A 25,930-nucleotide genomic window follows, 5' to 3' on the forward strand; every position below is an offset into this window, starting at 1 on the left:
GATCCGCGGCGGCGGGGACTGTCGTTTTTACATGACCGCTGGGTACTGCATGCACTTACATGCGCGGCACCGAGCGGATATCCGTGCTGTCGCCCGTGGCACGATCGTCATCGGCTTCGGGAAGCGGCACGCCGGGGTCGCAGCGCACCACCGTACCGTGTTCGATCCGGTGCGGGAACGGCGGCGGTGCATCGATTTCGTCGCCAAAGCGTGCGCGCACGAACGCCCGCAGCAGGGCCACACGCGCATCGCGCCCGTGCGCGCCGCAGGTGCACGGGCCGTCGACGAAGGTCGCGTCGCATTCGACGTCGTCGCCGTGCCGTGCGATTCGAAGATCGTCGACACGGTCGAGCACCGCGCCCGCATCGGACCACGACGTCGACGGCACGAAACACGTGTCGAGCCGCCTGAGTGCGTCGCATGCAGCCGTCACGACCAGGTGCGGTGCGACGGCGGTGAAACGCAGCGTGTCGTCGTCGTCGGCGCACAGCGCGCGTGCACACCAGTAGTCGAGATCGTTTCCGTCGAGTGTGTCGGTTCGCATGGGCCGGCTCCGTCCGATCAAAACGGGCTCACCGCGCAAGCGACGTGCCCGCTGCGGGGCGTCGCGCGCGTCCGGCACGATCACCATGCGTCGATGTCCCGGTTGCTGTCGATTCGCTGCAGCAGCACGTCGCAACGTTCGCGCAGCGCGTTCAGTTCCGGTGAATCGGCGTCGAGCCGCACCCGTTCGCCGCTGTCGGGATCGCGGTTCGCGATCGCGATGTCGTAGATCCCTTGCGCGATCGTCGCGGACGCGTCCGCGATCCTGGCCCGCGCAAGCCATCCGCATTCGGCGTGATGGCACGCGAGCCACATCCGCTGCACGTCGACGAGCTGACCGGTCGTGAGCCATGCGCCGGACCGCATGCGCGCGGCCAGCTGGCTCGTCACGAGATAGGAGAGCAGATCGGTCGTTTGATTCACAACGAGGCTCCTTGGCGAAGGGTCGGGACGGGTGATCCGCGAGCCGGGTCGCGGGAGCGGAGCCGGGGAAGGCGTCGGTGCGCGGATCGTCGTCCGGTTGCAGGGGGAACCGCTTCGCGGGCTCGGGCCCGTGCCCGTGGCGGTTCGGTGCGCGAGCGGCGCGCAAGCCGCGTGCCAGCGGGCCGGTATCAGGCACGGCGCGTGCGTACGGGGCCGAGGGGGCGCGCGGCGATCATGCGGCGCGTATTTTTTGCATCGCCATCGCAGATAGGTACAAGGAGGCCACCGTGCAAAATCAACAGGACGCACAGATTCGGGATCCGTATCGCGGGCACGAGATACACGTGTGGGCGCGGCGCAACGACAGCGGCGCGTGGCGCGACGAGGTGCAGGTGTATGTGGGCGGCAAGCGCATCGAGCTGGTCGTGCCGGCGGCCGATGGCACCGACTGGATGACCGAGAACGAAGCGCTGCTCGCGGGTGTCGAGCGGGGGCGATATCTGATCGACAAGCGCGTGGACGACGATTGAGCCGCGCGGCGGCCACGTGCCGATACGGCGGGGGTGCGGCCGGTGGTCGTGCGCGACCTGACGAAACCGACGACGATCCGGCGAAGGTGCCGTCGGCGAAGCAGGCGTCTCAGGGTCGCGCGGCAATCTCGTCGAGATGCCACAGCAGATCCGCCGGATCGTCGTACACGCGCAGCGCGCCCGCGCGTTCGAGTTCGTCGCTGCCGTAGCCACCCGACAGCAACCCGACGCCGAGCGAGCGGCAGCGGGCGGCGGCGAGCATGTCCCAGATGCTGTCGCCGACCACGACCGTGTGTTCGATCGGCACGTTCAGTTGCGCGGCAGCCGTCAGGAACAGGTCGGGGTCGGGCTTCGCGTACTTGACCTGGTCGCGCGTCACCACCACCTGCTTCGCCGGATCGACGCCGAGCGCCTCCAGATTGATGGCGGCCGTCTCCATCCGCCCGCTGGTCGCGATCGCCCAGCGAATGCCCGCCGACGACAGCGCGGCCAGCAGTTCGCGCGCACCCGGCAGCGGCCGGACCTGCGCGCGCAGCCGCTGGTACGCGGCCGCATGGAGGCGCGCCAACCGCTCGACGCGCTCGGCGTCGAGGTCGCCCGACGTCTCGCGTAGCAGCTGATTCAGGAACAGGCCGCCGCTCATGCCGATCTTGCGGTGGATGCGCCACACCGACAGTTCGATGCCTTCGGTATCGAGCGCTTCCTTCCACGCGAGCACGTGCTGGTAGACGCTGTCGACGAGCGTGCCGTCGAGATCGAACAGAAAAGACGTTTCAATGCGCATGTGTACCTCCTGACTCGAAAGGGGTCGAGCGAACGGGTCGTGAGAAGCGTGTGGGCACATTATCGGCGCACGGCCGTGTCATGACCATGTCCCGCGGCCCACCGACGCCCCCCCGCGCCGCGCCGTGTCATGTGCCGCTGGTACAATCGCGGCGATCGCCGGGCCGGGTTCTCCGCGCCGCGCGCCCCCAACCCTCGTCTCGCCGATTCCAGGTATGGCTACACCGGACGCCGTCAGTTCCAAGCACTCGTGGTGGGGTGTCCTGACCCTGGCACTCACCGCCTTCATCTTCAATACCACCGAATTCGTGCCCGTCGCGCTGCTCAGCGCGATCGGCGACAGCCTGCACATGCAGCCGACCGACGTCGGCCTGATGCTGACGATCTACGCGTGGGCCGTGGCCGTCGTGTCGCTGCCGCTGACGCTCGCCACGCGCCACGTCGAGCGTCGCAAGCTGCTCACGTGGGCGTTGCTGGGGTTCATCGCTAGCCACGTCGTGACCGGCGTCGCGTGGAATTTCGCGGTGCTGATGGTTGGCCGGCTGGGCATCGCGTGCGCGCATGCGGTGTTCTGGTCGATTTCCGTGCCGCTGGCCGTGCGGCTCGCGCCGAGCGACCGGAAAAGCCGCGCGCTCAGCCTGCTGGCGATGGGCACGGCGATCGCGATGGTGGCCGGCATTCCGCTCGGGCGCGTGGTCGGCGAGACGTTCGGCTGGCGCGTCACGTTCCTGATCATCGCCGGCGCGGCGGGCGTCGCGTTGCTGCTGCTGCGCGCGACGTTGCCGGTCTTGCCGAGCGAGGGCGCCGGGTCGCTCAGCAGCATCGGCGTGTTCCTGCGCAAGCCCGCGCTGGTGGCGCTGTACGCGATCACCGTGCTCGTCGTGTCCGCGCATTTCACGTCGTACACGTACATCGAGCCTTTCGTCCAAAGCGTGAACCACGCGAGCAGCAGCCGGATCACCTATGTGCTGATCCTGTTCGGCGTCGCCGGCATACCGGCCGCGATCTGCTTCAACCGCCTCTATCCGCACCGGCCGGACGACTTCCTGCTCGGGTCGATCGTCGCGCTGGCGGGATGCCTGCTGATCCTGTTCCCGTGCGCGCTGAACATCGTCACGCTGTCCGTGCATACGCTGGTCTGGGGCGGGGCGATCGTCTGCTTCGGGCTGGCGATGCAGGCATGGGTGCTGAAGCTGGCGCCGGAGGGAACCGACCTCGCGGTGTCGATCTTCTCCGGGCTGTACAACGTCGGCATTGGCGCGGGCGCGCTGATCGGCAACCATATCGCCGGCGACTTCGGGCTGCCGTGGGTCGGCACGTTCGGCGGCGTGGTCGGCGCTGTGGCGGTCGGGATCGCGTGGCTGGCGCTGCGGCTGCACGCGAGGCAGGCGGTGGCCTAGGGCCTGTTCACGCTAATAACGGGCTTGCGGACGTGGCTCGCGCGTTGCCCGTCATGCCACCGAGTAGCCGCCGTCGGCCACGAGCGCATGCCCTGACACGTAGCTGGAATCGTCCGACGCGAGGAACGCGACGATCGTCGCCATCTCCTCGGCGGAGCCCCAGCGTCCTGCCGGTGTCGATGCGGCGAATGCCTGTTGCGCCTCTTCCGACGGCCAGATGCCGCGATGATGGAACGGCGTTTCGATCAGCCCCGGGCACAGTGCGTTCACGCGCACGCCGCGTTTGAACCATTCGATCGACGCGGTCTTCGTCATCCCGATCACCGCGTGCTTGCTCGCGATATAGACCGATGCATTCTCGAAGCCGATCAGCCCGCCCATCGACGCGTTGTTGATGATGCTGCCCGACCCCTGCCGCAGCATGATTTCAGCGGCGTACTTCATCGAGTTGAACACGCCGCGCACGTTCGGTTCGAACACCCTGTCGAACCGCTCGGCATCCTGCTCGAGCAGCGGCGCGAACACGCCTTCCGTGCCGGCGTTGTTGAACGCGATGTCGAGGCGTCCGTAGGTTTCTACTGCGAAATTGAACAGCTTGCGCAGATCGTCTTCGTTCGCGACATCCGCGACGAAGGTCTTCGCTTCGCCGCCGGCGGTCACGATTTCGTCGACCAGTCGATCGAGCTCGGGTTTGCGCCGCGCGGAGACGACGACCTTGGCGCCGCGCCGCGCGAGTTCGATCGCGGACGCGCGGCCGATGCCGGAGCTGGCGCCCGTCACCAGGGCGATGCGGCTGTCGAGTTGGGTCGGTTTCGTGCTTGCGTTCATGATGAGATTCTCCAGAGTGAGGGATGAAAGCGGCGCATGGGGCTGAGTTGAATCGGTTGAGATGCACGCTTGATGGGCATTGTGGTCGCTCGCCGATCGTAAAAAAATGGAACAATGGCGCATTCAGAATTCCCGTTTCGGGAATGAAAAGCGCTGCCGCATGCGCGTGCCACGAGGGTTCTCCATGCTCAACCGACTCGACATCCTGAAGATCTTTTCCGCGGCCGCCGCGGCGCCCACGTTCCGCGAGGCGGCGGCGCGCCTCGGCGTGTCGCCGCAAGTCGTGACGCGCGCGGTGCGCGAACTGGAGGAGATGCTCGGCGAAACGCTGTTTCACCGGACGACGCGGAGCATCCGGATCACCGCGTTCGGCCAGTCGTTCGCCCGCGACGCGCAGACGGCGCTGGCGGCCGTCGACGGGCTGTTCGGCCCCGCGACCGGCCAGGCCGACGAGCCGGTGGGCGTCGTGCGGATCACGGCGCCGTCGGGCATGGGGCGTCGTTACGTGCAGCCGATCCTGAGCGATCTCATGCAGCGGTATCCGGGGCTCGTGCCCGACTTGCGGCTGTCGGACGTGCCTTCGCCGGTGGTCGACGAGCAGATCGACATCGGCGTGCGCGTCGGGGCGATCGGCGATAACCGCTTCGTCGCGCGCATGGTCGGGCCGTTGCCGATGTGGATCGTCGGCGCGCCGTCGCTGATCAGGCGGCTGGGTGAGCCCAGGAACCGCAAGGAACTCGAATCGATGCCGGTCACGTGCCTGATCGATCGCGCGAGCGGCCGCGCGTGGCCGTGGATGTTTCGGGGGGAGCACCAGTTCGTCCCGTCGTCGCCGGCGTATCTGACCGACGATACCGAGGTGGAGATCGAGGCCATCTGTGCGGGGGTGGGGCTGGGGCAGTGCTCGGAATACCTCGTCCGGCCGTACGTCGACAACGGGCGCCTCGTGCGGCTGCTGCCCGGCCTCGAACCCGAGCCGTGGAAGCTGCACGTCTATCGGCCGCGGCGCGGGCCGATGCCCCGGCGCATCCGGGTCGTGTACGACGAACTGGTGGCGAAGCTCGCGGACGCGACATGGCGAGGGTAGGCAGTGCGGCCGGGCTACGGATCGCGTTGGCGTGAAGCGGTGTCAACCACCACTCGACGACGTCGGCGCACCGGCGAAACGGTAACGTGCGAGTAACGTGCATCGCGCGCGGCCATCCGGCCCGGCGTGGTCGCGCCATTCGCCGTTCACCGCCATGCATGAGGCAAGCCGACATATTGCGGCATCATCATGGAGCCGACGCACCGGCACCCGGTGCCCGATATTCGACAGGAGACTGTGCATGCCGATACCCCGGATTGAAACCCGCGACGCGATGGGCGACCCCGATGTGGTCTATCTCAACCCGGATCACGTGCTGTGGATGTCGCAGCCGACCGCTGCGCAGCGGCGCCCGGGCGGCACGGCCATTCGCGTGGACGACCGCGTGAAGGGCGGTTCGTTGCTGATGGCCGACAATCCGCCCGCCGCGCGACTGCTGCAGGATCTCGGGCCGTTCGTGACGGTAACGCTGGCGAACCCGTCGTCCGACTATCCGGACGGTCTCGTCCATGTGCGTGCGCAGGCGATCGTCAAGATCGCGACGGACGACCACGACAAGCCGCTCGCCGAGCGCACGCTCGGCTGGGTGCACGTCAAGGATGGCTCCGCGTTCAAGGTCCGGGATTACGCCGGCGTGGCCGCGCAATGGCAGGCGTCGGTGGGGGCTGCCGGCCTTTGACCGGGCCTTCGCGTTGGCGCCATGACGCAGTGGCCCGGCCGTTGTTCCCTCGGGAAAACGGCCGTTTTGCCTCGTGCGCCCTGGCGAACCGCTCAGGTGTCGGAGCGCCGCGCGAACCATGAGCCCGCTCGGCGCCGCAGTCGATACGCGATCCGCATTGCACCGATCCCCCGAGTAACATGGCGCATCGCGACGCACCCATGCCCGTGCGGGCCTTCGCCGCGACACCCCCGTCGAAGCGCTCGATGCAGGTGTTCTCCACCGGCTTGCCGAGGAACCGTCCGTCATGAACCTTTCCGCGTCCGATATCACACCGGAGGAACTCCGGCTGTTCGGCGACACCGTCGCCCGCCTGGAAGAACTGGGGCCGGTCGTCGACGTGAGGACGGTCGTGCTGCCCGCGATCACGCAGCTGCTCCGCGCCGATTTCGCCGCGTCGTTCGATTGCGACGAACACACCGGCCTGTGGCGCAACGGCTTCTCGTACAACCTCGATCCGTTGCAGATCGCGCGGTACGAAGCGTGGTTCCAGCATATCGATCCGGTCACGCCGCCACTGCGCGCGCGCCGCGTGGCGACCTGCGTCGACGAGGTGGTGAGCCGGCGCGAGCTGGAGCAGACCGAGTTCTACACCGATTTCCTGTGTCGCGACGGCATGCACCACGGCATCAACGTCTATGCGTTCGACGGCGCGACCCACGTCGGCGACCTGCGCATCTGGCGGGCGCAAGGGCGGCCCGATTTCACCGAACGCGACAAGCTGCTGCTGAACGGCATCGAGCCGTTTTTCCGGCGCGCGCTGCTGCGGCGGCGCCATGCGTGCGCGGGGCTGACCGAGCGCGAGAGCGACGTCGCGCGGCTGGTTGCCGCCGGTTATACCGACAAGGACGTCGCGCGCACGCTCGGCATCGGGGTGCCGACGGTCCGCACGCACCTGCGGCGCGTGATGGCGAAGAAGGGCGTCGCCAACCGCGCGAGCGTGGCGGCCGCGCTGGCGTAACGGCGGGTTGCATGGCCGTCGGCCGGGGTCATCCATTGTGATGATGGGCGTCAAAATCGGCGCGCCCTACCTTGTGACGATCCCCCGTGACGAGGAACGACGACGATGCCCACCCTGGGAACCCTGACGCTCACCGAAGCCCGGCACGCGATCCTGCGCCGTGAGTTTTCCTGCGTCGAATACGCTTACGCCATGATCGAGCGGCACGCACGCTGGCGCTACCTGAACGGCTTTACGTGCGTCGACGATGCGCGGCTGCTCGCCGAAGCGGCCCGCTGCGACCGCGACCTCGCGACGTCGTCCACCCCGCACGCGCTGCTGGGCCTGCCGATCGCGATCAAGGACAACATCGACACCGCGTGCCTGCCGACCGGCAACGGCACGCTGGCGCTGCACAACCGCGTGCCGCCGCAGCATGCGCCGGTCGTCGCGCGGCTGCTCGCGCAAGGGGCGCTGATCGCGGGCAAGGCCAACCTGCACGAGCTGGCGTTCGGCGTGTCGGGCAACAACCGTGTGACGGGCGCGGTACGCAACCCGTACGATTTCAACCGGATTCCGGGCGGCAGCAGCAGCGGCTCGGGCGCGCTGGTCGGCGCGGGCGTGGTGCCCGCCGCGCTCGGGACGGACACCGGCGGCTCGGTCCGGATTCCGGCTGCGCTGTGCGGTGCCGTCGGCCTTCGCCCGACGGTGGGGCGCTACCCGTCGGGCGGCGTGGCGCCGATTTCGCGCACGCGCGACACCGTCGGCCCGATCGCGCGGTCGGTCGAGGACATCGCGCTGCTCGACGCGATTCTGTCCGGCACCGGCGCCCACGCGCCGATGTCGCTGCCGACCCGTGGCACGACACGCTCCGTGCGCCTGGCGGTCCCGCGCACGACGTTCTGGCGCGGCCTCGCTCAAGATGTCGAAAGGGTGGCGAATGCCGCGGTGGCGAAACTGGCTCAGGCGGGATTCGAGTGTGTCGATATCGACCTGAACGACTATCCGGGGTTCTTCGACGATGAGCCGGCCATCATCGCGATGTACGAATTCCGGTCATCGATGCACGCGTATCTGGTCGAGAACGGCTACGACCTGTCGGTCGACGACATCGTCGCGAACGTGGGGAGCCCGGACGTCGCGAAGATCGCCCGCCATATCACCGGCCCCGACGGGATCGGCGAAGCGGCGTACCGCACCGCGCTCGACCGGCGTACGCGGTCGCGTGCCGCGTATCGGCAGTGCCTCGCCGACAGCGGCGCCGACGCGCTGGTGTTTCCGACCACGATCGCCACCGCGTGCCCGATCCCGGCGGGCGACGTGATGATGCTCAACGGCGAGCCTGCGTCGGTGTTCTCGACCTACATCCGGAATACCGAGCCGGGCAGCAATGCCGGCGTACCGGGCATGACCGTCCCGGCCGGCCTGACGGCGGCCGGGCTGCCGGTCGGCCTCGCACTGGATGGGGCGGCCGGCACCGATCGCGAACTCATCGCGGTCGCGCTGGAGGTCGAGCGGGTGCTCGGGCGGCTGCCGGAGCCGAATGATGGATTCGGGGTGGAGGGCAGGTTGGGTGGGTACGCGGGTGTCGATGGGGAGTCGTGATGCGGTGCCGCCGCGCCCCGGGGGCGGTGCGGCGGTTGAATTGCCGGAGCCGGTGACGCTCGCCACGAAGCCGGCCGGCATACGCATGAGGTGACCTGCGGTGACGCCGGGCCCTTCGCGCACCCAACCCGATGCGCAAGCATCGCTGACGTGAATCCCGCCGGCGCCGCAGCGTCTTGACCCGACAACCGCTCGAACCAACGCACGCGAAGCCGGCCGCCAACCGCATATACCGAGAAACTCGCCCACGAGCTCCGGGCGAGGCATCAGGAAAACCCTGACAGCGGGCCGCCGAGGCCGCTTTTTTGCGTCGCCGCGCCCATGGCGGCCGATGCCTTTCGCGTCTCCGGCCGTCCGCATCCCGGTTGACCGCTCCTCTCGATCCAGCGCGGCTCCCCGGCCATATTGCCTGTCATTGAGGGTATGGTGGCAAGCTAAATCAACCGAATATCCGCGAATTTCAATACCTGTCAGGTATTGAAATGACCGCCTAAAAGTATTGGACGCTCGATCTGGCCGAGACGTATAAATCGCCTCAAGAACATCACCCACACGGCGTGCCCCATGTCCTCCGTCACCATCGAACGCATCGAAACCCGCCTCGTCGACCTGCCGACGATCCGCCCGCACAAGCTGTCGGTGGCCACGATGCATGGCCAGACGCTGATGCTCGTCAAGGTGTGCTGCAGCGACGGCGTGACGGGTCTCGGCGAAGGCACGACGATCGCCGGCATGGCGTACGGCCCGGAAAGCCCCGAGGCGATGAAGCTGGCGATCGACACGTATCTCGCGCCGGCGATCATCGGCAAGGACGCGACGCGCATCCAGACGCTGATGGCCTTCCTCGGCAAGCTCGCGAAGGTCAACCACTTCGCGAAGAGCGCACTCGAAACCGCGCTGCTCGACGCGCACGGCAAGCGGCTCGGCGTGCCGGTGAGCGAGCTGCTCGGCGGCCGCCGCCGCGATCGCCTGCCGGTCGCCTGGACGCTCGCATCGGGCGACACGGCCACCGACATCGCCGAAGCCGAGCGGATGCTCGACCTGCGCCGCCACAACGTGTTCAAGCTGAAGATCGGCGCGAAGTCGCCGGAAACGGATATCCGCCACGTGGCCGAGATCAAGCGGGCCGTCGGCGATCGCGCGGCGGTGCGTGTCGACGTGAACATGGCGTGGAGCGAAACGCAGGCCGCGCGCGCGATTCCGGCGCTGGCCGATGCCGGTTGCGAACTGGTCGAGCAGCCGGTGGCTTCGGCCGCGGCGCTGGCGCGCCTGATGCGCCGCTTCCCGGTCGCGCTGATGGCCGATGAAATCCTGCAGGGCCCCGACAGCGCCTTCGAGATCGCGAAGCACCACGGCGCCGACGTGTTCGCGATCAAGATCGAGCAAAGCGGCGGCCTGTTCGCCGCGCAGCGCGTCGCCGCGATCGCGGATGCGGCCGGCATCGAGCTGTACGGCGGCACGATGCTCGAAGGCGCGTTCAGCACGGTGGCGTCCGCGCACCTGTTCGCGAGTGTCGCGAACCTGCAGTGGGGCACCGAACTGTTCGGGCCGCTGCTGATCACCGAAGAGATCCTGACGCAGCCGCTCGATTACAGCGACTTCGAACTGACCGTGCCGGACGGCCCGGGCCTCGGCATCGAACTCGACGAGGACAAGGTCAGGCGTTTCACCCGCGACGGGCTGACGAAAGTCGCGCGATAGATAACCCGAGCCAGGCAACGGCCGTCATTCCCCCAATACACGTGGAGACACCATCATGAGCGTCAAAGTTTTCGAGTCCCGGGAAGTGCAGGATCTGCTGAAGGCCGCGTCGAACGCGGGCGCGAACGGCACGACGGGCGGCAACGCACGCACGCAGCAGGTCGTGCTGCGGCTGCTCGGCGACCTGTTCAAGGCGATCGACGATCTCGACATCACGCCCGACGAAGTGTGGGCCGGCGTCAACTACCTGAACAAGCTCGGCCAGGACGGTGAAGCGGCGCTGCTCGCGGCCGGCCTCGGCCTCGAGAAATATCTCGACATCCGGATGGATGCCGCGGACAAGGCGGCCGGCCTCGACGGCGGCACGCCGCGCACGATCGAAGGGCCGCTCTATGTGGCCGGCGCACCGGTGCGCGACGGCGTGTCGAAGATCGACCTCGACGAAGACGACGGCGCGGGCCCGCTCGTGATCCACGGCACGGTCACCGGCCTCGACGGCAAGCCGGTCGCGGGCGCGCTGGTCGAATGCTGGCACGCGAACTCGCACGGCTTCTATTCGCACTTCGACCCGACCGGCAAGCAGAGCGAGTTCAACCTGCGCGGCGCGGTAAGAACGGGCGCCGACGGCACGTACGAATTCCGCACGCTGATGCCGGTCGGCTACGGCTGCCCGCCGCAGGGCGCGACGCAGCAGCTGCTGAACGGCCTCGGCCGCCACGGCAACCGCCCGGCGCACGTGCACTTCTTCGTCGACAGCCCCGACCACCGCAAGCTGACGACGCAGTTCAACATCGACGGCGATCCGCTGATCTGGGATGACTTCGCGTATGCGACGCGCGAGGAGCTGATCCCGCCCGTGGTCGCGAAGACCGGCGGCACGGCGCTCGGCATGAAGGCCGATGCGTACCAGGACATCGAGTTCAACTTCGTGCTGACGCCGCGGGTGCAGGGCAAGGACAACCAGATCGTCCACCGCCCGCGCGCAGCCGCGACGGCGTAACCACCCGCCGGCACGGCGCGAATACGCCGCCGCCGGCCGGGTTCCCGCGAGATTCAACCGATTACCGATGCGAGCGTGCTTGCAGGACGCGGCACGCGCATGGGAGGAGCCAACATGTCCGCCACGATCGACCAAGCCACCGACCTGGATCACCTGCTCGCCACCGCCGTGCAGGACGACAAGGAAGCCGGCGTATTCCGCTGCCGCCGCGACATCTTCACGAACGCCGAGCTGTACGAGCTCGAGATGAAGCACATCTTCGAAGGCAACTGGGTGTATCTGGCGCACGAAAGCCAGATCCCGGCCAACAACGACTACTACACGACGTGGATCGGCCGCCAGCCGATCGTGATCACGCGCGACAAGACCGGCGAGCTGCACGCAGTGATCAACGCCTGTGCCCACAAGGGCGCGATGCTGTGCCGCCGCAAGCACGGCAACAAGGGCAGCTTCACGTGTCCGTTCCACGGCTGGACCTTCTCGAACACCGGCAAGCTGCTGAAGGTGAAGGACGAGAAGACGACCGAGTATCCGGTGCAGTTCAACACGCACGGCTCGCACGACCTGAAGAAGGTCGCACGCTTCGCGAACTATCGCGGCTTCCTGTTCGGCAGCCTCAGCGCCGACGTGCTGCCGCTCGAGGACTACCTCGGCGAAGCGCGCGTGATCATCGACCAGATCGTCGACCAGGCGCCGAACGGGCTCGAGGTGCTGCGCGGCAACTCGTCCTACATCTACGAAGGCAACTGGAAGATGCAGATGGAGAATGGTTGCGACGGCTACCACGTCAGCACCGTGCACTGGAACTACGCGGCGACGATGGGCCGCCGCAAGGAAGACGGCACCAAGGCCGTCGACGCGAACAGCTGGAGCAAGTCGGTCGCGGGCGTGTACGGCTTCGACAACGGCCACATCCTGCTGTGGACGCAGACGATGAACCCGGAAGTGCGGCCGGTGTACCAGCACCGTGACGAGATCAAGGCGCGCGTCGGCGATGTGCAGGCGGACTTCATCGTCAACCAGACCCGCAACCTGTGCGTGTACCCGAACGTGTTCCTGATGGACCAGTTCAGCACACAGATCCGCGTGGTGCGGCCGCTCGGCGTCGACAAGACCGAAGTCACGATCTTCTGCTTCGCGCCGAAGGGCGAGAGCGAGGCCGACCGCACGATCCGGATCCGCCAGTACGAGGATTTCTTCAACGTGACGGGCATGGGCACCGCCGACGATCTCGAGGAATTCCGCGCATGCCAGGCCGGTTACGCGGGCATCACGGCGATGTGGAACGACCTGTCGCGCGGTGCGCCGTTGTGGATCGACGGGCCCGACGAGAACGCGAGGAAGATGGGGCTGAACCCGCGCATTTCCGGCGAGCGCAGCGAGGACGAAGGGCTGTTCGTGTGCCAGCACGAACACTGGGTGCACGTGATGCGCGATGCGCTGAAGAAGGAACGTGGGGAGGTGGCAGCATGAGCTTCGATTACCGGATCATTTGCGCGGCGCTGTATCGCGAAGCGCGCCTGCTCGACGATCGTCAGTGGGACGCGTGGCTGACCTGCTACACGGAGGACGTCACGTACTGGATGCCCGCATGGGACGACGACGATCGGCCGACCGACGATCATCAGAGCCAGATCTCGCTGATGTACTACCCGGACCGCGGCGGCCTCGAGGATCGCGTGTTCCGGATCAAGACCGAGCGCAGCGGCGCGTCGACGCCCGAGCCGCGCACCAGCCACAACGTGACGAACGTCGAGGTGCTGGCCGAACGCGACGACGAGGTGGACGTGCGCTACAACTTTCACACGCTGAACCACCGCTACCGCGTGACCGATCACTTCTTCGGCACGATGTTCGTCACGTTGCGCCAGGTGGGCGACGAACTGCTGATCTCGTACAAGAAGATCGTGCTGAAGAACGACTACATCCGGCAGGTGCTCGACGTCTATCACGTCTGACGCCCGTTGTTTCGTCATCAAAGACAAGGAAGTGGAGGCGACGCCATGTCCAGCTACAAGATTGCACTGAATTTCGAGGACGGGGTAACCCGCTTCATCGACTGCAAGGCCGGCGAGAAGGTGCTCGACGCGGCCTTCCGCGCGAAGATCAACCTGCCGATGGATTGCTCCGACGGCGTGTGCGGCACCTGCAAGTGCCGCGCCGAAAGCGGCAGCTACGACCTCGGCGACGATTACATCGACGACGCGCTCACCGAAGACGAAAAGGACGGCGGCCTCGTGCTGACCTGCCAGATGGTGCCGCAAAGCGATTGCGTGATCGCGGTGCCGACGTCGTCGGTCGCGTGCAAGACCGGCCAGAGCAGCTTCGCCGCCACGGTGACGAAGGTCGAGCAGCACAACGACGCGGCCGTCGTGCTCGAACTGGACGTCGGCGCGGCCGCGCCCGTTTTCCTGCCGGGCCAGTACGTGAACATCGACGTGCCCGCGAGCGGGCAGCACCGGTCCTACTCGTTCTCGTCGGCGCCGGCCGATGCGAAGGTCAGCTTCCTGATCAAGAAGATCCCCGGCGGCGTGATGAGCACGTGGCTCGAATCGGCGCAGCCCGGCGACACGCTGGAACTGCACGGGCCGCTCGGCAGCTTCTACCTGCGCGACGTGCAGCGGCCGCTGCTGTTCCTCGCGGGCGGCACGGGGCTGGCGCCGTTCCTGTCGATGCTCGAGGTGCTCGCGCGCGCCGGGTCGCAGCAGAAGATGCACCTGATCTACGGCGTGACGCGCGAGCTCGACCTCGTGCTGGTCGACGCGATCGAAGCCTACGCGGCGAAACTTCCGAACTTCAGCTTCGCGACGGTCGTCGCGGATGCGGCGTCGAGCCATCCGCGCAAGGGCTGGGTCACGCAGCACATCCCGGCCGAGGCGCTGAACGACGGGGACGTCGACGTGTATCTGTGCGGGCCGCCGCCGATGGTCGACGCGGTGCGCCAGTATTTCGACGACGAAGGCGTGAAGCCGAACAGCTTCCACTACGAGAAGTTCACCCCCAACGTCACGGCAAAGGCGGCGTGATCATGCAACGATTCTCTGGCAAGGTCATCGTCGTCACGGGCGCCGCGCAGGGCATCGGCCGTGGCGTCGCGCTGCGCGCGGCGGCCGAAGGCGGCAGGGTGCTGTTCGTCGATCGCGCGGATTTCGTCGCCGACGTCGCGGCCGAAGCGACCGGTGGCGAGACGGCCGGCTTCGTCGCCGATCTCGAAACCTACGACGGTGCGCATGCGGCGATCGCGTACGCCGCGCAGACGTTCGGCGGCGTCGACATCCTGATCAACGGCGTCGGCGGCGCGATTCGCATGCGCCCGTTCGCCGAATTCGAGCCCGCGCAGATCGATGCGGAAATCCGCCGTTCGCTGATGCCGACGCTCTATACGTGCCACGCGGTGCTGCCGCACCTGCTCGCGCGCGGCGGCGGCACGATCGTCAACATCTCGTCGAACGCGACGCGCGGCATCCGCCGCGTGCCGTACTCGGCGGCGAAGGGCGGCGTCAATGCGCTGACGGCAGCGCTCGCGATGGAATACGCGGAGCACAACATCCGGGTCGTGGCGACCGCGCCGGGCGGCACCAGCGCGCCGCCGCGCCGCGTGCCGCGCAATGCGGCCGGTGACAGCGAGCAGGAACAGGCATGGATGGGCGAGGCGGTGCGCCAGGTCACCGAGTCGACGTTCTTCAAGCGCTACGGCAGCCTCGACGAGCAGATCGCGCCGATCCTGTTCCTCGCGTCCGACGAGGCGAGCTACATCACCGGCACGGTCCTGCCGGTCGCGGGCGGCGATACGGGTTGAGCGATGTGTCGTGGCGCCACCTGCACGTGTTCAACCTGTGTTCATCGACAACCCACCGGTCGGCGCCAAGACGCCGGCCACGGAGACCCTCATGCGTGATCGCAAAGCCATCGTTCCGGCGGGAATGGAAGCGGTGTACGAGAAAATCGGCTATGCACCGGGCCTGAAGGTCGGCGATACGCTGTACGTATCCGGCCAGATCGGCCGCGATGCGGCGATGCAGCTCGTCGACGGCCGTGAAGCGCAGATCGTGCAGGCGTTCGAGAATCTGAAGCTTGTGCTGGAGGCGGCAGGCGCATCGTTCAACGACGTGGTCGACCTGACGACCTTCCATACCGACATGCGCGACCTGCCGTTGTTCATGCAGGTGCGCGACCGCTACCTCGCGGCGCACCCGAAGCCGGCGTGGACGGCGGTCGGTGCGCACATGCTGGGCGGCGCGCCCGGCTATATCGTCGAGATCAAGGCGGTGGCCGTGTTGCCGGCGTGATGGGCGCTGATGAGGAGCGGGTGCGAAGTGCCGGCGTCCGCGCCTCGAATCGGCTCGTCGCGTGCTGACCGGGAGCGACAGGCTTCGCGACGCAAGACGGCATCCTGACGAAATCCTTTCTCTCGACCCGCGGCGTGAAGCGTCATGCGTCGGTCAGCGACAAGTCGCGCGAGTTCGTTTATGGTGCGAGGGAACGCCGCGTCGTTTCTTTCCTTACGCCGGGAATCCGCGATGAAATGCCTGCCACGCGCCATCCTCGCCGCCCTCGCTGTCACCGTCGCGCAAGCCGTGCTCGCCCAGGCGCCGGGCACGGTGCAACTCGAAGACATGACCTGGACTGAACTGCGCGACAGCATCCGGGCCGGCAAGACCACGATCCTGATTCCGATCGGCGGGACCGAGCAAAGCGGGCCGTACGTCGCGCTCGGCAAGCACAACGCGCGGGTCAGGGTGCTGTCCGAGCGGATCGCGGAAGGGCTCGGCAACGCGATCGTCGCGCCCGTCATCGCCTATGTGCCCGAGGGTGGCTATGCGCCGCCGACGTCGCACATGCGCTTCCCGGGCACGATCACCGTGCCCGACGACGTCTTCGAAAAGACCCTCGAATCCGCGGCCAACAGCTTCCGCGTCCATGGCTTCACCAACATCGTGTTCCTCGGCGACCACGGCGGCTACCAGAACGACATCAAGCAATCCGTGGCCCGGCTGAACAAGTCGTGGGCCGGCACGGGGGCGCGCGCGTTCGTGCCGGCCGCGTACTACGGCACCAGTTCCGACGGTTATGACCAGATCCTGCGCGAGCACGGCGTGCCGGGCGCGGAGATCGGCACGCATGCGGGGCTGGCCGACACGGCGCTGCTGCTGGCGGTCGAGCCGCGCATGGTCAGGGTCGACCAGCTGCGCAACGCCGCGAAGCCGGGCGCCGTCGACGGCGTCTACGGCGGCGATCCGCGTCATGCGAGTGTCGAACTCGGCCGGCTGGGCACCGACGCCATCGTGTCGCGCACCGTCGATGCGATCAGAAAGGACATCGCCGGCCGCTGACGCAGCCGCGCCATCGCGCTACCTTTGTCGTCGTTCCCTTCAATCGAACCGGGACATCGTCATGCAACCGCGCTTTCTCCGTCATCTTCGCTTCTCCCGTCCCGCGATCGTCATCGTGGCGGCGCTGGCTGTCGGTGCCCGCGGGGCGGTCGCGGCGGCTGCCGTCGCGACCGTACCCGGCATGCCGCCCGTCCTTCATCCCGACAACCTGTACAGCGAGGCGCAGGCCGGCCGCATGAGCGCGGCGGTAGCGGGCGCGTTGCCGCGCATCTATGTGCCGAACCTGAGATCGAACGACGTCTACGTGATCGACCCGGCCACGTATCAGGTCGTCGACCGGTTCGCCGTTGGCCGCAGTCCGCAGCACGTCGTGCCGGCATGGGACCTGCAGACGCTGTGGGTCGCGAACAATGCGGAAGGGCGAACCGACGGCAGCCTGACGCCGATCGATCCGAAGACGGGCAAGCCCGGCCAGCCGGTGAGCGTCGACGATCCGTACAACATGTATTTCACGCCCGACGGCCAGGACGCGATCGTGGTGGCCGAAGCGCATGCGCGGCTCGACTTCCGCGACCCGAAAACGATGGCGCTGAAATCGAGCCTCGATGTGCCGCACTGCAAGGGCATCAACCATGCCGACTTCTCGATCGACGGCCGGTATGCGCTCTTCACGTGCGAGTTCGGCGGCAAGCTGGCCAAGATCGATTTCGTGAACCGCAAGGTGGTCGGCTATCTCGAGCTCGACCGGAAAGGAATGCCGCAGGACATTCGCGTGTCGCCCGACGGCAAGGTGTTCTATGTCGCCGACATGATGGCGGACGGGGTGTACGTCATCGATGGCGACGCCTTCACGAAGCTCGGCTTCATCCCGACCGGCGTCGGGACGCACGGCCTGTACCCGAGCCGCGACGGCACGAAGCTCTATATCGCGAATCGCGGCTCCAATCGCGTCCATGGGCCGCGTCACGGCAAGGGCAGCGTCTCGGTGCTCGATTTCGCGACCCGCCAGGTGGTCGCGACCTGGCCGATTCCCGGCGGCGGCAGCCCCGACATGGGCAACGTCAGCGCGGACGGCACCACGCTGTGGCTGTCGGGCCGTTTCGATGACGTCGTCTACGCGATCGACACCGCGAGCGGCGCGGTCCGGTCGATTCCCGTCGGCATGGAGCCGCACGGCCTGACGGTGTGGCCGCAGCCGGGCCGCTATTCGCTGGGCCATACGGGAAACATGCGGTAGGGCGGCGGCCGGTCAGCGCGCACCGGCACGGCCGCCCGACACGCGGGCCGCCTGGCTCGCCGATGAAACCCGCATACGCAACCGGCGCGCGTGGCCGCCGTCGCGGCGGCCACGTGGCGTCCCAAACGGAGAAAGCCGATGACCGAACGTCAGTCCCCCGAAACGACGCCTCCGCACCCGGAGCCCAGCGCGCACGATGCGCTCGAACATTTGCTCGGCAGCCTGCACCGGCATGGATTCCTGCATTTGGCGACCGAGGTCGTCAGCGCGAACGCGCGGCTGGCCGACACGTTCGTCGATGCGCTCGACAAGCCGGGCATGCAGAGCGGCATGCAGAATCTCGCGGTGCTGTTGATGGCGCTGTCGCGCATTCCGCCCGAGCAGTTCGGCAAGGCCGTGTTCGCGGCCGCCGACGCGCTGCATCACGTCGGCGCGTGGCAGCCGGCGCAGCACGAGCATGTCGCACCGGGCGTGCGCGGCGTCTACCGGCTGCTGCACGACGAAGCACTGTGGGACGCGCTGACGCCGTTGCTGGAAGGGTTGAAGGTGTTCGCGCAAGGGCTGGCGCGCGCCCCGGAGACGCCCGTTACAGCGCCCGGCGAGAAGACGACGGGCACCTGAGCGCAGCGCGTCAGTCCCACGCGTGCTTGCTGAACTGATAGCCCTTGCCGCGAATCGTCTTGATTCGCTTCGGTTCCATCAGGTCGTCACGCAGCTTGCGGCGCAGCTTCGAAATGCGGCCGTCGATCGAGCGGTCGAAGCCGTCGAACTCGATGCCGCGCAGCAGCAGCGTCAGGTCTTTTCGGCTGACCACCTCGCCGGCGCGGCAGACGAGCGCCCACAGCAGGTCGAACTCGGTCGACGTCAGGCGGGGTGCGCTGCCGTCGGGAAGACGCACCTTGCGATCGGCCCGGTCGATCGAAAACTTGCCGAACTCGAAACGATGAGGCGATGCCGGCTCGACATCGTCCGGGCGCATGCGCACCCGTCGCAGGTGGGCCTTGATCCGCGCGAGCAGGATGCGCGGCTCGATCGGCTTGTGGAGAAAGTCGTCCGCGCCGAATTCCAGGCCGAGCAACTCGTCGAACTGTTCGTCGCGAGCCGTCATCATGATGACGATGCCGTCGTACTGCGTGCGTGCGTCGCGACAAATCTCGAAGCCGTCCTTGCCCGGCAGGTTGATGTCGAGCAGCACCAGGTCGGGGTGACGTGCGACGATCGTGGCGACGGCGTCGGCGCCGTCGAACAGGCGGTCCACCTCGTACTGATGCGTGCGCAGATAGTCTGCGATCAGTGCGGACAATGGGACGTCGTCTTCGACGAGCAGGATTCGGATGGGCATCGCTAAACGAGGGGGTGAAACGGGAAAGTGGCGAGCGTTCAAGCCCAGTCCGACCATGGGGTGGCTGAAGAGACGCGCATGATACGTCCAAACAATCCGGTGGAATGTGGCGAAATCTGCATCGCTCGACCGCCCGGTCCGCACGCGAATCACCCGGCCCAGGCAGCCAGGCAAATGGGCGAAGGGGGGGAATCGTGTCGTCGCGGAACGGGGCGACGGTTGGGCGATAAGGTCGGGCGTGGAATCCGGTTAAAGGCCGGCAAGGATCGCTGGCGCGATGTCGTTCGCACGAAAACGTTTGCGGAAAAATGGCGCGTGAAAAGCACGCCCGCCCGCGCCGCAAGCCGGTAAAGATTGCTCGACATATCATTACAAAATATTACGAAACGGGCAACGGACAGGTCCTTACAATCGTGGCGACTCGGTGGCCAGCATGACGCACGCCGGCTTCCGGCCGGCCGCCGAAGTGAATGCCAATGCGATGGCGGTGACTGACAGCGTGCCATTGCTCGCGTGGTGCGTCCGTTCGGTGCGGCACTGTCGGTGCCTCGACGCGCGCGAAACAATGTCGACGTCACCCCGCCTTCCAGGCGGCAAACGTCTGACCGGCACGATGCTCTGATAGGAATGCGAAATGACGCCGCTTCAAATCATCCGGAGTCTCGATTCACTCACGAACGCGATCGAAGTCGCGGTCGCCCACGCCGACTGGAGCGAGGCCGTCCGGGCAGCGGAAACACGTTCGGCGTTCTTGACGGCGCTATCACCCGATCAACCCGACGAGGTTCACGCGGCGATCCGGAGAATGCGGGAGATCGATATCCGGATCTCGATCACCGCACGGGAAGCGCTGGAGGCACGCGTCGCGGAGAGCCGGAAGGCGTTGTACGAAACCCGGCCGCCGTCGCCCGGGGCGGATGCCATGGCCGCCCGATCCCCTTCGTGGCGCTCAGCCATTTCACGGCGCTTCGCGCCGTACACGCATTGACACGGACAGGTCCTTGAACATGCCGGTCAGGTCTCAACATTTCGGTGGCGGTATGCGATTTCGAAAACGTATCAGTTATGTCGATGCAACACGGTGGTTCGCGGATGGCGACCACGATCGGGTGGAAACCCGTGAAGGCGGACGCGCGATCGCCACACCGGAAGGCTGGCGTTCGGTGAAGTCGGGTGACTGGATCGTGCGCGATGATTGCGGCAACTGCTGGCCGATGGACAACGGGCTCTTTACGAGCCTGTATGAACCGGTCGTGGAGTGAGCGGCGAGGGCGCGCGGGTGCCGTCCATACGGTACGCCTTCGTCACCCGTACGCCGGCAGCCTATCGGCGCGCGCGCGAAAACAGCAATGAGTCGGTATCGTTGAACCGGATCTGCACCGGCTCCCCATAACCCGCCTTTTCCGCCACGCGGATCGACGCGACGTTGGTCGGCGCGATCAGGCACACGCTGCGCTCGAACCGGTGTTGCCCGTCGAGCCATGCCAGCGCGGCCGAGAGCGCCTCGGTCGCGTAACCCTTGCCGTGCGCCCACGTCGCAAGGGCCCAGCCGGCTTCCGGCACGCCGCGAATCGACGGCTCGATGAGCCGGTGGAAATCGGCGAAGCCCAGATCGCCGACATAGCGGCCCGACGCCTTCTCGCGAATCGCCCAGTACCCATAGCCGAGCAGCGGCCACAGCCCGCGATACGCGAGCATGCGCATCCACGAGTCGCGCGGCGCGGACGGCTTGCCGCTGAAGATGTGCTCGACGACCTTCGGCTCGGCCCACATCGTGGCGAGCGCCTCGAAGTCGCCGAGCGGATGGCCTTCGAGGATGAGACGCGGCGTATCGAGAACGGGCGGGGAGGAGACAGGCGGCATCGTGGCTTCCGGAGAGGAGGGGCATGGGACGGTCAGGCCGTCAGCATGTCGATGCCGCGCTGGTTGGGTTCCGTTCGCGCACCGGCAGGCAGATCGGCCGGCGATGTTCCTCGGCGAGCGACGACGTGCGATTGACGGCAGGCGACGGCGGCCCGCTGCGAGCGGGCATGTCCAATTCGGCAAGACAGGGAGCCGGAATGATAGCAAAACCGTTGCACGAACAGGCTGCGGTGCGGGCGGCCGGAGATGATGCCACCGCATCGACGACGTCGCACGGGAAGCGGGCGCAATTCCATCGGCTTCCCGCGCGATAGTCGGACTTTCATGTGGCGCGCCGCCCTTCCGATGTGCCGCCGTCACTCGACATGATGCTCGGCGGGATCAATCCGATTCGCGGCCGCAGGCGGTCTACTTCCGGTTCTTCAGGAAGGTCCGGCCTTCGGCCGTGATCGAGGCGCCCGAGCGGCCGTGTGCGGGATGGCTGACGAAGCCCGCGCTGACGAGTTCGCTCGCGATCGACCAGCCGAGCGCCGGTGCGTCGCGCCCGTAGCGGACATCGGCGAGGCGTTCGAGCGCCCAGATGGCGGAGGCCGACAGGTTCGGGGTGTTGGACGTGAAGTTGTCGCTCATCGCTTCCTCGTGAAAAGGGGATTCGGGGTGGGCGGGATGCCGTGACATCGAGTGGCGCGCCGGTCAGCGCGCTTGCAGCACGGGCAGCAGCGCCTGCAGGGCTGCCTCCTCGTCGGGGCCGGTGGCCAGCACCTGTGCGGACGTGCCGCCGTGCACCTGCAGCGCCGCGACGGCGGCGCTGTCCTTCGCATCGCTGCTGATCCCGTTCGCGATCAGCAGGATGTCGCTTTCGAAGCCGCGCGCCGCGTCGGCGGCGGCTGCTCGTGCGGCGTGGCCGCGGTTGCGGTTCCACGCGGGGCCGATTTCAACGAACACAACGGTTGCCACGATGTCGGAGAGCCTCTGGACGGAACGTCGGGATCGGTGTGCGGCGCCGGGCCGGCGGTGCGCCAGACAGGCGAGAAACGCGCTGCTCCGCATGACTCCGGAACGCCGGCAGCGCTGCCGGGGCATGCGCATCCTGCGTGGATGTGCCGGCATTCTCGGTGAAACGGGCCGCAAGTCCGGCGAACGGCGCGAAAACGCCCATTATAATACAGCAGCCAAGATATGTGTATTGCATTATAATGCCGTGTGCGCCGAAGGCGGCTCGCCGACCCATCGGCACGTGCCTTCAGGCGGGCCGGGCGACGCTGCCAGCGCGCCCGGCCTTTTTATCGACGACTCAACTCCCCCTGAATGGAAGCCGCAATGAACGCCGCCCCCGCCTGCCCGCAATGCGCGATGGAAAACACTTACCCGGACGGCACGCTGACCGTATGCGCGGACTGCGGCCATGAATGGTCGGCCGGCGCCGGCGCCGAAACGGGCGACGAACCGGCGGGCGACGTCGTCAAGGACGCCAACGGCAACGTGCTGTCGGATGGCGACTCGGTCGTACTGATCAAGGATTTGCGCGTGAAGGGCTCGTCGATCACGCTTAAGATGGGCACCAAGGTCAAGAGCATCCGGCTCGTCGGCGGCGATCACGAGGTCGACTGCAAGACCGACATGGGGGGCTTCATGCTGAAGGCCTGCTACCTGAAGAAAGTCTGAGCGCGCACGCTCCAATCGACCGTCAGTAACTGACTGCCCGTTCATGGCCGAGGATCGAATTTCCTACGACGCGTTCGTCAGGTTCCTGGCGACGCCGCTGAACGACGGCCGGCCGTTCGTGCTGGAGACGCAGCACGCGCTTTCGCTGCACTTCGACCATTTCGGCACGCAGAGCTTCATGTCGCTCCGGGATCCGGGCCGGCTCGAGCTCGGCTATACGCGCGTGATGATGGGCTTTCTGCTGCTGCAGCCCGAGCCCGCGCACATCTGCATGCTCGGGCTCGGCGGTGGTTCGCTGGCGAAGTACTGCTACCGGCACTTGCCCGGCGCGACGATCGACGCGGTCGAGATCAATCCGGACGTGATCGCGCTGCGTGACGTTTTCAGGATTCCCGTTGATGACGGCCGGTTCACGGTGGTGTGCGCCGACGGCGCGGATCATCTGGACAGGGCGGATGTCCGGACGGACGTGATCCTGCACGACGCGTTCGTCGCCGACGGCATGCGGGGCCGCTGTACGGGCGCCGCATTCCTCGCCGCATGTCACGCGCGCCTGAGCGAAAACGGCGTGCTGGCAATCAACTTCATGGACGACGATCCCGCGCTGCCGGAGCATCTCGAGCAGTTGCGATCCGTATTCGGCATGTCGTATACGCTGGCGCCGTGCGGCGACGACAACAACTTCATCGCGTTCGCATGGAAGGGTGGCAGCCGGCTGCCGTCGCTGCGGATCCTGCTCGAACGCGCACTGGCGTGTGCGCGGGCCGGCGAGCTCAAGCTGGCGGCCACGGCGAGGCGGATGAAGGCCGGGGAGAGCGTCGACCCGCAGCGGCTGGTGATGCGTGCGCAGCCGCACGGGCGATGGGAAATCGGCGCGTAGCCTGCAGGTAGGCGCGGCCTGTACGGCCGTCTTTACTTCACGCGCTTGCCGAGCGCGCTCTTGGTCTTGTACGTTACGCCGTGGCGGTCGAGATACTCGCGGATCAGTTGCCGCACGACTTGCGACGGCGTGAGATCCTGCTCCGCGCAGAGCATCTCGAAGGCTTCCTTTTTCGCGGGATCGATCAGGACGGTCAGGCGGGCGGTTTTCGTTTCCATTGCGGGGCGAGGGTGGTCGGTATGTTAATCAAATTATAATCGATCCGCCTTCGGCGCCACCGCCGAAAGCGCGCTCCCGGTGCGCGATCAGCGCCTGCTGCGGAGCAACGCGAGCAGGTCGTCGATCACCGGCACGATCGCGAGCGTGACGAGCACCGCGGCAAGCGGCACGGTCGACACGTAGCCGACATGCTTGAAGCCGATCGCGCCGGCCAGGCCGCCGATGAAGAACGACGCGAGCATCGTCGCGTGAATCCGCAGTTTCGAGCGGTTGGCGACGACCGCCTGCGCGTCGACGTCGACCGCCGACCGGTTCCAGTAGAACAGCTTCCCGAGCTCGATGCCGAGGTCGGTCACGATGCCCGTCATGTGCGTCGTGCGGATCTCCGCGCCCGACAGCTTCGTGATCGTCGCGTTCTGCAGCCCCATGATGAAGCACAGCAGCGTCACGGTCACCGGCACGAAGAAGGTTTCCCACAGCGCGAGGTGGCTGCCGAGCAGCCCGAACAGGAGCAGCAGCGCGGCCTCGACCAGCAGCGGCAGCATGAACTGGCTGTGCAGGCCGCGACGGCGGCCCCAGTTGACGAGGATCGCCGAGCAGCTGGCGCCGATCAGGAACGACCCCAGCGAGCTGATGCCGGCCAGCGCGAGCCGCACGTCGCCGAGCGCCGTCTGGTCGGCGATCGCCGACACGATGCCGCTCATGTGCGACGTGTATTGCTTGACCGCGAGGAAGCCGCCGGCATTGGCCGCGCCGGCGACGAACGCCAGCGAAAACCCGAGCTGACGGTTCGCGGTCGCGCTGCGGTGTTTTCCCGTCAGGTTTCGAAAGTACTGCGCTGGCATAGGGGCTCAGGGGCTTCGCTCAATCGCCGCGAATCGCGGGCACGGACGTGACGACCGGCACCGGACGGCAGGGCGGGCACGCCGCCTGCCCACAGGTGCCGGGTCTCTCGAATCATGTGACGAACATGATAATGCCATTATCATACTCTGTTAGTCGAATAGGGCTTTCAGTACAATGTCATCCGGCGCGGCCTGACAGCGGCCCGACTGCGGCTTCGCTGCCGCACGGCCGCGCCGCCCGCCTTCGCGATCACTTCTGCCCACCGCTTCATGACCCCGATCAAGTTCATTCTTCGCTATACGGCGATCCCGTTCACGGCCATCGTGGCTGTGGTGATCTGGACTGTCATACCATCGTCGAAAGAGATCGATGCGAGACAATATGCGGCGCTGTCGCGCGCGTACGCGAGTTTCCCGCTGCCGTTCCGGCGCGAGATCTCGGAAACGATGGACCACGGCCGGATCAACGACCGGCGCTACCAGGCGCTCGTGCGCGATTCGCTGGGCAATGGCGTCGCGCTGGACTGGCCGGCGTCGGGCGTCGGCGCGCTCGCCGACGAGCGGCACAAACTGGCCGAACTGCTTCAGGCCGATTCCGATCTTCAAGGGCATCACCAATGAAAACTCTGCTGGTTTCCGTGGCATTCGCGATGATCATCGCGAGCCTGATCTTCGCGCTGTATTTCATGAATCACGATCGCGGCAAGTCCAAGCGGATGGCATGGTCGCTCGCGGCACGCGTCGGGCTGTCGGTCACGCTGTTCCTGTCGCTGCTGATCGCTTACAAGCTGGGCTGGATCGAGCCGACCGGGTTGCCGATCGGGCGCTGAAAGGCGAACGCCCCGTTGCATGCGGGGCGTTTGCGCAAATGCGAGTTTGGCTCTCTCATCGATCTATTGTGATAAGAAAACTTATCGTGATGATGGGGTTGTGTGATCCAAAATCAGGTTTCGCACGACGCGCGACAGAGACTGCCCACGCTGCAACG

Annotated in this window: 33 protein-coding genes; 23 read left to right on the forward strand and 10 right to left on the reverse strand. The window is 66.9% G+C overall.

The features are described from left to right. Window positions 1-55: 55 nt before the first annotated feature. Window positions 56-544: a phage protein NinX family protein gene (locus tag CFB45_RS34690; RefSeq protein ID WP_089429626.1), complete on the reverse strand. Its 489-nt coding sequence runs from the start codon at window positions 542-544 to the stop codon at window positions 56-58. 80 nt (window positions 545-624) lie between these two features. Beyond that, window positions 625-909, reverse strand: coding sequence for a hypothetical protein (locus CFB45_RS34695; protein WP_089430117.1), 285 nt, complete (start codon window positions 907-909; stop codon window positions 625-627). Between the two features lie 344 nt (window positions 910-1,253). Between CFB45_RS34695 and CFB45_RS34700 the strand changes: the two genes are divergently transcribed. Then, complete coding sequence (locus tag CFB45_RS34700) at window positions 1,254-1,496, forward strand: DUF6566 family protein (RefSeq protein ID WP_089429627.1); 243 nt, start codon at window positions 1,254-1,256, stop codon at window positions 1,494-1,496. A 109-nt stretch (window positions 1,497-1,605) separates the two neighbouring features. Here CFB45_RS34700 and CFB45_RS34705 read toward each other — a convergent pair whose 3' ends face one another. Beyond that, window positions 1,606-2,280: an HAD family hydrolase gene (locus CFB45_RS34705; protein ID WP_089429628.1), complete on the reverse strand. Its 675-nt coding sequence runs from the start codon at window positions 2,278-2,280 to the stop codon at window positions 1,606-1,608. A gap of 214 nt (window positions 2,281-2,494) precedes the next feature. Between CFB45_RS34705 and CFB45_RS34710 the strand changes: the two genes are divergently transcribed. Further along, on the forward strand, window positions 2,495-3,679 hold the full coding sequence (locus tag CFB45_RS34710; protein WP_089429629.1) for a sugar transporter: 1,185 nt from the start codon (window positions 2,495-2,497) through the stop codon (window positions 3,677-3,679). Window positions 3,680-3,730: 51 nt separating this feature from the next. Here CFB45_RS34710 and CFB45_RS34715 read toward each other — a convergent pair whose 3' ends face one another. Beyond that, the gene (locus CFB45_RS34715) at window positions 3,731-4,507 is read right to left on the reverse strand and encodes an SDR family NAD(P)-dependent oxidoreductase (RefSeq protein WP_089429630.1); all 777 of its coding nucleotides are present in this window, start codon (window positions 4,505-4,507) and stop codon (window positions 3,731-3,733) included. 184 nt (window positions 4,508-4,691) lie between these two features. Here CFB45_RS34715 and CFB45_RS34720 point away from each other — a divergent pair, with 184 nt between their 5' ends. From CFB45_RS34720 to CFB45_RS34785, 14 genes are all read left to right on the forward strand, one after another. Further along, window positions 4,692-5,594, forward strand: coding sequence for a LysR family transcriptional regulator (locus CFB45_RS34720; protein WP_089429631.1), 903 nt, complete (start codon window positions 4,692-4,694; stop codon window positions 5,592-5,594). A 241-nt stretch (window positions 5,595-5,835) separates the two neighbouring features. Then, on the forward strand, window positions 5,836-6,273 hold the full coding sequence (locus tag CFB45_RS34725) for a hypothetical protein (protein WP_144025259.1): 438 nt from the start codon (window positions 5,836-5,838) through the stop codon (window positions 6,271-6,273). A gap of 286 nt (window positions 6,274-6,559) precedes the next feature. After that, entirely contained in the window at window positions 6,560-7,273 is a 714-nt protein-coding gene (locus CFB45_RS34730; protein WP_089429633.1) for a helix-turn-helix transcriptional regulator, read from the forward strand. A 105-nt stretch (window positions 7,274-7,378) separates the two neighbouring features. Next, window positions 7,379-8,857: an indoleacetamide hydrolase gene (iaaH, locus tag CFB45_RS34735; RefSeq protein ID WP_089429634.1), complete on the forward strand. Its 1,479-nt coding sequence runs from the start codon at window positions 7,379-7,381 to the stop codon at window positions 8,855-8,857. A gap of 564 nt (window positions 8,858-9,421) precedes the next feature. Then, on the forward strand, window positions 9,422-10,558 hold the full coding sequence (locus CFB45_RS34740; RefSeq protein ID WP_089429635.1) for a muconate/chloromuconate family cycloisomerase: 1,137 nt from the start codon (window positions 9,422-9,424) through the stop codon (window positions 10,556-10,558). A gap of 55 nt (window positions 10,559-10,613) precedes the next feature. Further along, a complete protein-coding gene (catA, locus tag CFB45_RS34745) occupies window positions 10,614-11,558 on the forward strand; it encodes a catechol 1,2-dioxygenase (RefSeq protein WP_089429636.1) in 945 nt (314 codons plus the stop codon). A 114-nt stretch (window positions 11,559-11,672) separates the two neighbouring features. Beyond that, window positions 11,673-13,031 carry a Rieske 2Fe-2S domain-containing protein gene (locus tag CFB45_RS34750; RefSeq protein WP_089429637.1) on the forward strand — a complete coding sequence of 453 codons (1,359 nt, stop codon included), beginning with the start codon at window positions 11,673-11,675 and terminating at the stop codon, window positions 13,029-13,031. Further along, on the forward strand, window positions 13,028-13,516 hold the full coding sequence (gene benB, locus CFB45_RS34755) for a benzoate 1,2-dioxygenase small subunit (protein ID WP_089429638.1): 489 nt from the start codon (window positions 13,028-13,030) through the stop codon (window positions 13,514-13,516). Before CFB45_RS34750 ends, benB begins: the two co-directional genes overlap by 4 nt. A gap of 45 nt (window positions 13,517-13,561) precedes the next feature. Next, window positions 13,562-14,584, forward strand: a complete 1,023-nt coding sequence (benC, locus tag CFB45_RS34760; RefSeq protein WP_089429639.1) for a benzoate 1,2-dioxygenase electron transfer component BenC — start codon at window positions 13,562-13,564, stop codon at window positions 14,582-14,584. A 2-nt stretch (window positions 14,585-14,586) separates the two neighbouring features. After that, window positions 14,587-15,357 carry a benzoate diol dehydrogenase BenD gene (gene benD, locus CFB45_RS34765; RefSeq protein WP_089429640.1) on the forward strand — a complete coding sequence of 257 codons (771 nt, stop codon included), beginning with the start codon at window positions 14,587-14,589 and terminating at the stop codon, window positions 15,355-15,357. A gap of 91 nt (window positions 15,358-15,448) precedes the next feature. Then, window positions 15,449-15,847 (forward strand): RidA family protein, encoded by a 399-nt coding sequence (locus CFB45_RS34770; RefSeq protein WP_089430118.1) that lies wholly within the window; start codon window positions 15,449-15,451, stop codon window positions 15,845-15,847. Window positions 15,848-16,078: 231 nt separating this feature from the next. Beyond that, entirely contained in the window at window positions 16,079-16,891 is an 813-nt protein-coding gene (locus CFB45_RS34775; RefSeq protein WP_089429641.1) for a creatininase family protein, read from the forward strand. A gap of 61 nt (window positions 16,892-16,952) precedes the next feature. Continuing rightward, window positions 16,953-18,128: a YncE family protein gene (locus tag CFB45_RS34780; RefSeq protein ID WP_179255140.1), complete on the forward strand. Its 1,176-nt coding sequence runs from the start codon at window positions 16,953-16,955 to the stop codon at window positions 18,126-18,128. A 138-nt stretch (window positions 18,129-18,266) separates the two neighbouring features. Beyond that, on the forward strand, window positions 18,267-18,749 hold the full coding sequence (locus CFB45_RS34785) for a DUF1641 domain-containing protein (RefSeq protein WP_089429642.1): 483 nt from the start codon (window positions 18,267-18,269) through the stop codon (window positions 18,747-18,749). A 10-nt stretch (window positions 18,750-18,759) separates the two neighbouring features. Here the strand turns inward: CFB45_RS34785 and CFB45_RS34790 are convergent, their stop codons facing one another. Further along, window positions 18,760-19,470: a response regulator gene (locus CFB45_RS34790; RefSeq protein WP_089429643.1), complete on the reverse strand. Its 711-nt coding sequence runs from the start codon at window positions 19,468-19,470 to the stop codon at window positions 18,760-18,762. 433 nt (window positions 19,471-19,903) lie between these two features. On the opposite strand from CFB45_RS34790, the gene CFB45_RS38775 reads away from it, so the two are divergent. From CFB45_RS38775 to CFB45_RS34800, 3 genes are read left to right on the forward strand one after another with little or no spacing between them, the layout of a single operon-like run. Then, window positions 19,904-20,092 (forward strand): hypothetical protein, encoded by a 189-nt coding sequence (locus CFB45_RS38775; RefSeq protein WP_144025260.1) that lies wholly within the window; start codon window positions 19,904-19,906, stop codon window positions 20,090-20,092. Between the two features lie 12 nt (window positions 20,093-20,104). After that, the gene (locus tag CFB45_RS34795; RefSeq protein ID WP_089429644.1) at window positions 20,105-20,458 is read left to right on the forward strand and encodes a hypothetical protein; all 354 of its coding nucleotides are present in this window, start codon (window positions 20,105-20,107) and stop codon (window positions 20,456-20,458) included. A gap of 19 nt (window positions 20,459-20,477) precedes the next feature. Beyond that, on the forward strand, window positions 20,478-20,732 hold the full coding sequence (locus CFB45_RS34800; protein WP_256978525.1) for a hypothetical protein: 255 nt from the start codon (window positions 20,478-20,480) through the stop codon (window positions 20,730-20,732). 61 nt (window positions 20,733-20,793) lie between these two features. Here the strand turns inward: CFB45_RS34800 and CFB45_RS34805 are convergent, their stop codons facing one another. The 3 genes from CFB45_RS34805 to CFB45_RS34815 all read right to left on the reverse strand — a co-directional run bounded on the left by CFB45_RS34805 (window position 20,794) and on the right by CFB45_RS34815 (window position 22,290). Next, on the reverse strand, window positions 20,794-21,333 hold the full coding sequence (locus CFB45_RS34805) for a GNAT family N-acetyltransferase (RefSeq protein WP_089429646.1): 540 nt from the start codon (window positions 21,331-21,333) through the stop codon (window positions 20,794-20,796). A 408-nt stretch (window positions 21,334-21,741) separates the two neighbouring features. Beyond that, window positions 21,742-21,963: a hypothetical protein gene (locus CFB45_RS34810; protein WP_039371644.1), complete on the reverse strand. Its 222-nt coding sequence runs from the start codon at window positions 21,961-21,963 to the stop codon at window positions 21,742-21,744. Window positions 21,964-22,026: 63 nt separating this feature from the next. Beyond that, entirely contained in the window at window positions 22,027-22,290 is a 264-nt protein-coding gene (locus tag CFB45_RS34815; RefSeq protein ID WP_174970737.1) for an HPr family phosphocarrier protein, read from the reverse strand. Between the two features lie 363 nt (window positions 22,291-22,653). On the opposite strand from CFB45_RS34815, the gene CFB45_RS34820 reads away from it, so the two are divergent. Continuing rightward, window positions 22,654-22,998 carry a zinc ribbon domain-containing protein YjdM gene (locus CFB45_RS34820; protein ID WP_021158207.1) on the forward strand — a complete coding sequence of 115 codons (345 nt, stop codon included), beginning with the start codon at window positions 22,654-22,656 and terminating at the stop codon, window positions 22,996-22,998. Window positions 22,999-23,041: 43 nt separating this feature from the next. Beyond that, window positions 23,042-23,878 (forward strand): spermidine synthase, encoded by an 837-nt coding sequence (locus tag CFB45_RS34825; RefSeq protein WP_089429648.1) that lies wholly within the window; start codon window positions 23,042-23,044, stop codon window positions 23,876-23,878. A gap of 32 nt (window positions 23,879-23,910) precedes the next feature. Here the strand turns inward: CFB45_RS34825 and CFB45_RS34830 are convergent, their stop codons facing one another. Then, window positions 23,911-24,096 carry a ribbon-helix-helix protein, CopG family gene (locus CFB45_RS34830; protein WP_021158209.1) on the reverse strand — a complete coding sequence of 62 codons (186 nt, stop codon included), beginning with the start codon at window positions 24,094-24,096 and terminating at the stop codon, window positions 23,911-23,913. Between the two features lie 87 nt (window positions 24,097-24,183). Then, on the reverse strand, window positions 24,184-24,942 hold the full coding sequence (locus CFB45_RS34835) for a YoaK family protein (protein ID WP_089429649.1): 759 nt from the start codon (window positions 24,940-24,942) through the stop codon (window positions 24,184-24,186). Between the two features lie 270 nt (window positions 24,943-25,212). Here CFB45_RS34835 and CFB45_RS34840 point away from each other — a divergent pair, with 270 nt between their 5' ends. After that, the gene (locus CFB45_RS34840; RefSeq protein ID WP_089429650.1) at window positions 25,213-25,563 is read left to right on the forward strand and encodes a hypothetical protein; all 351 of its coding nucleotides are present in this window, start codon (window positions 25,213-25,215) and stop codon (window positions 25,561-25,563) included. Further along, a complete protein-coding gene (locus CFB45_RS34845; protein WP_006489184.1) occupies window positions 25,560-25,772 on the forward strand; it encodes a twin transmembrane helix small protein in 213 nt (70 codons plus the stop codon). The genes CFB45_RS34840 and CFB45_RS34845 overlap by 4 nt, the downstream gene beginning before the upstream one ends. Window positions 25,773-25,930 lie beyond the last annotated feature (158 nt).

Source organism: Burkholderia sp. HI2500 (assembly GCF_002223055.1).
Taxonomy (GTDB): domain Bacteria; phylum Pseudomonadota; class Gammaproteobacteria; order Burkholderiales; family Burkholderiaceae; genus Burkholderia.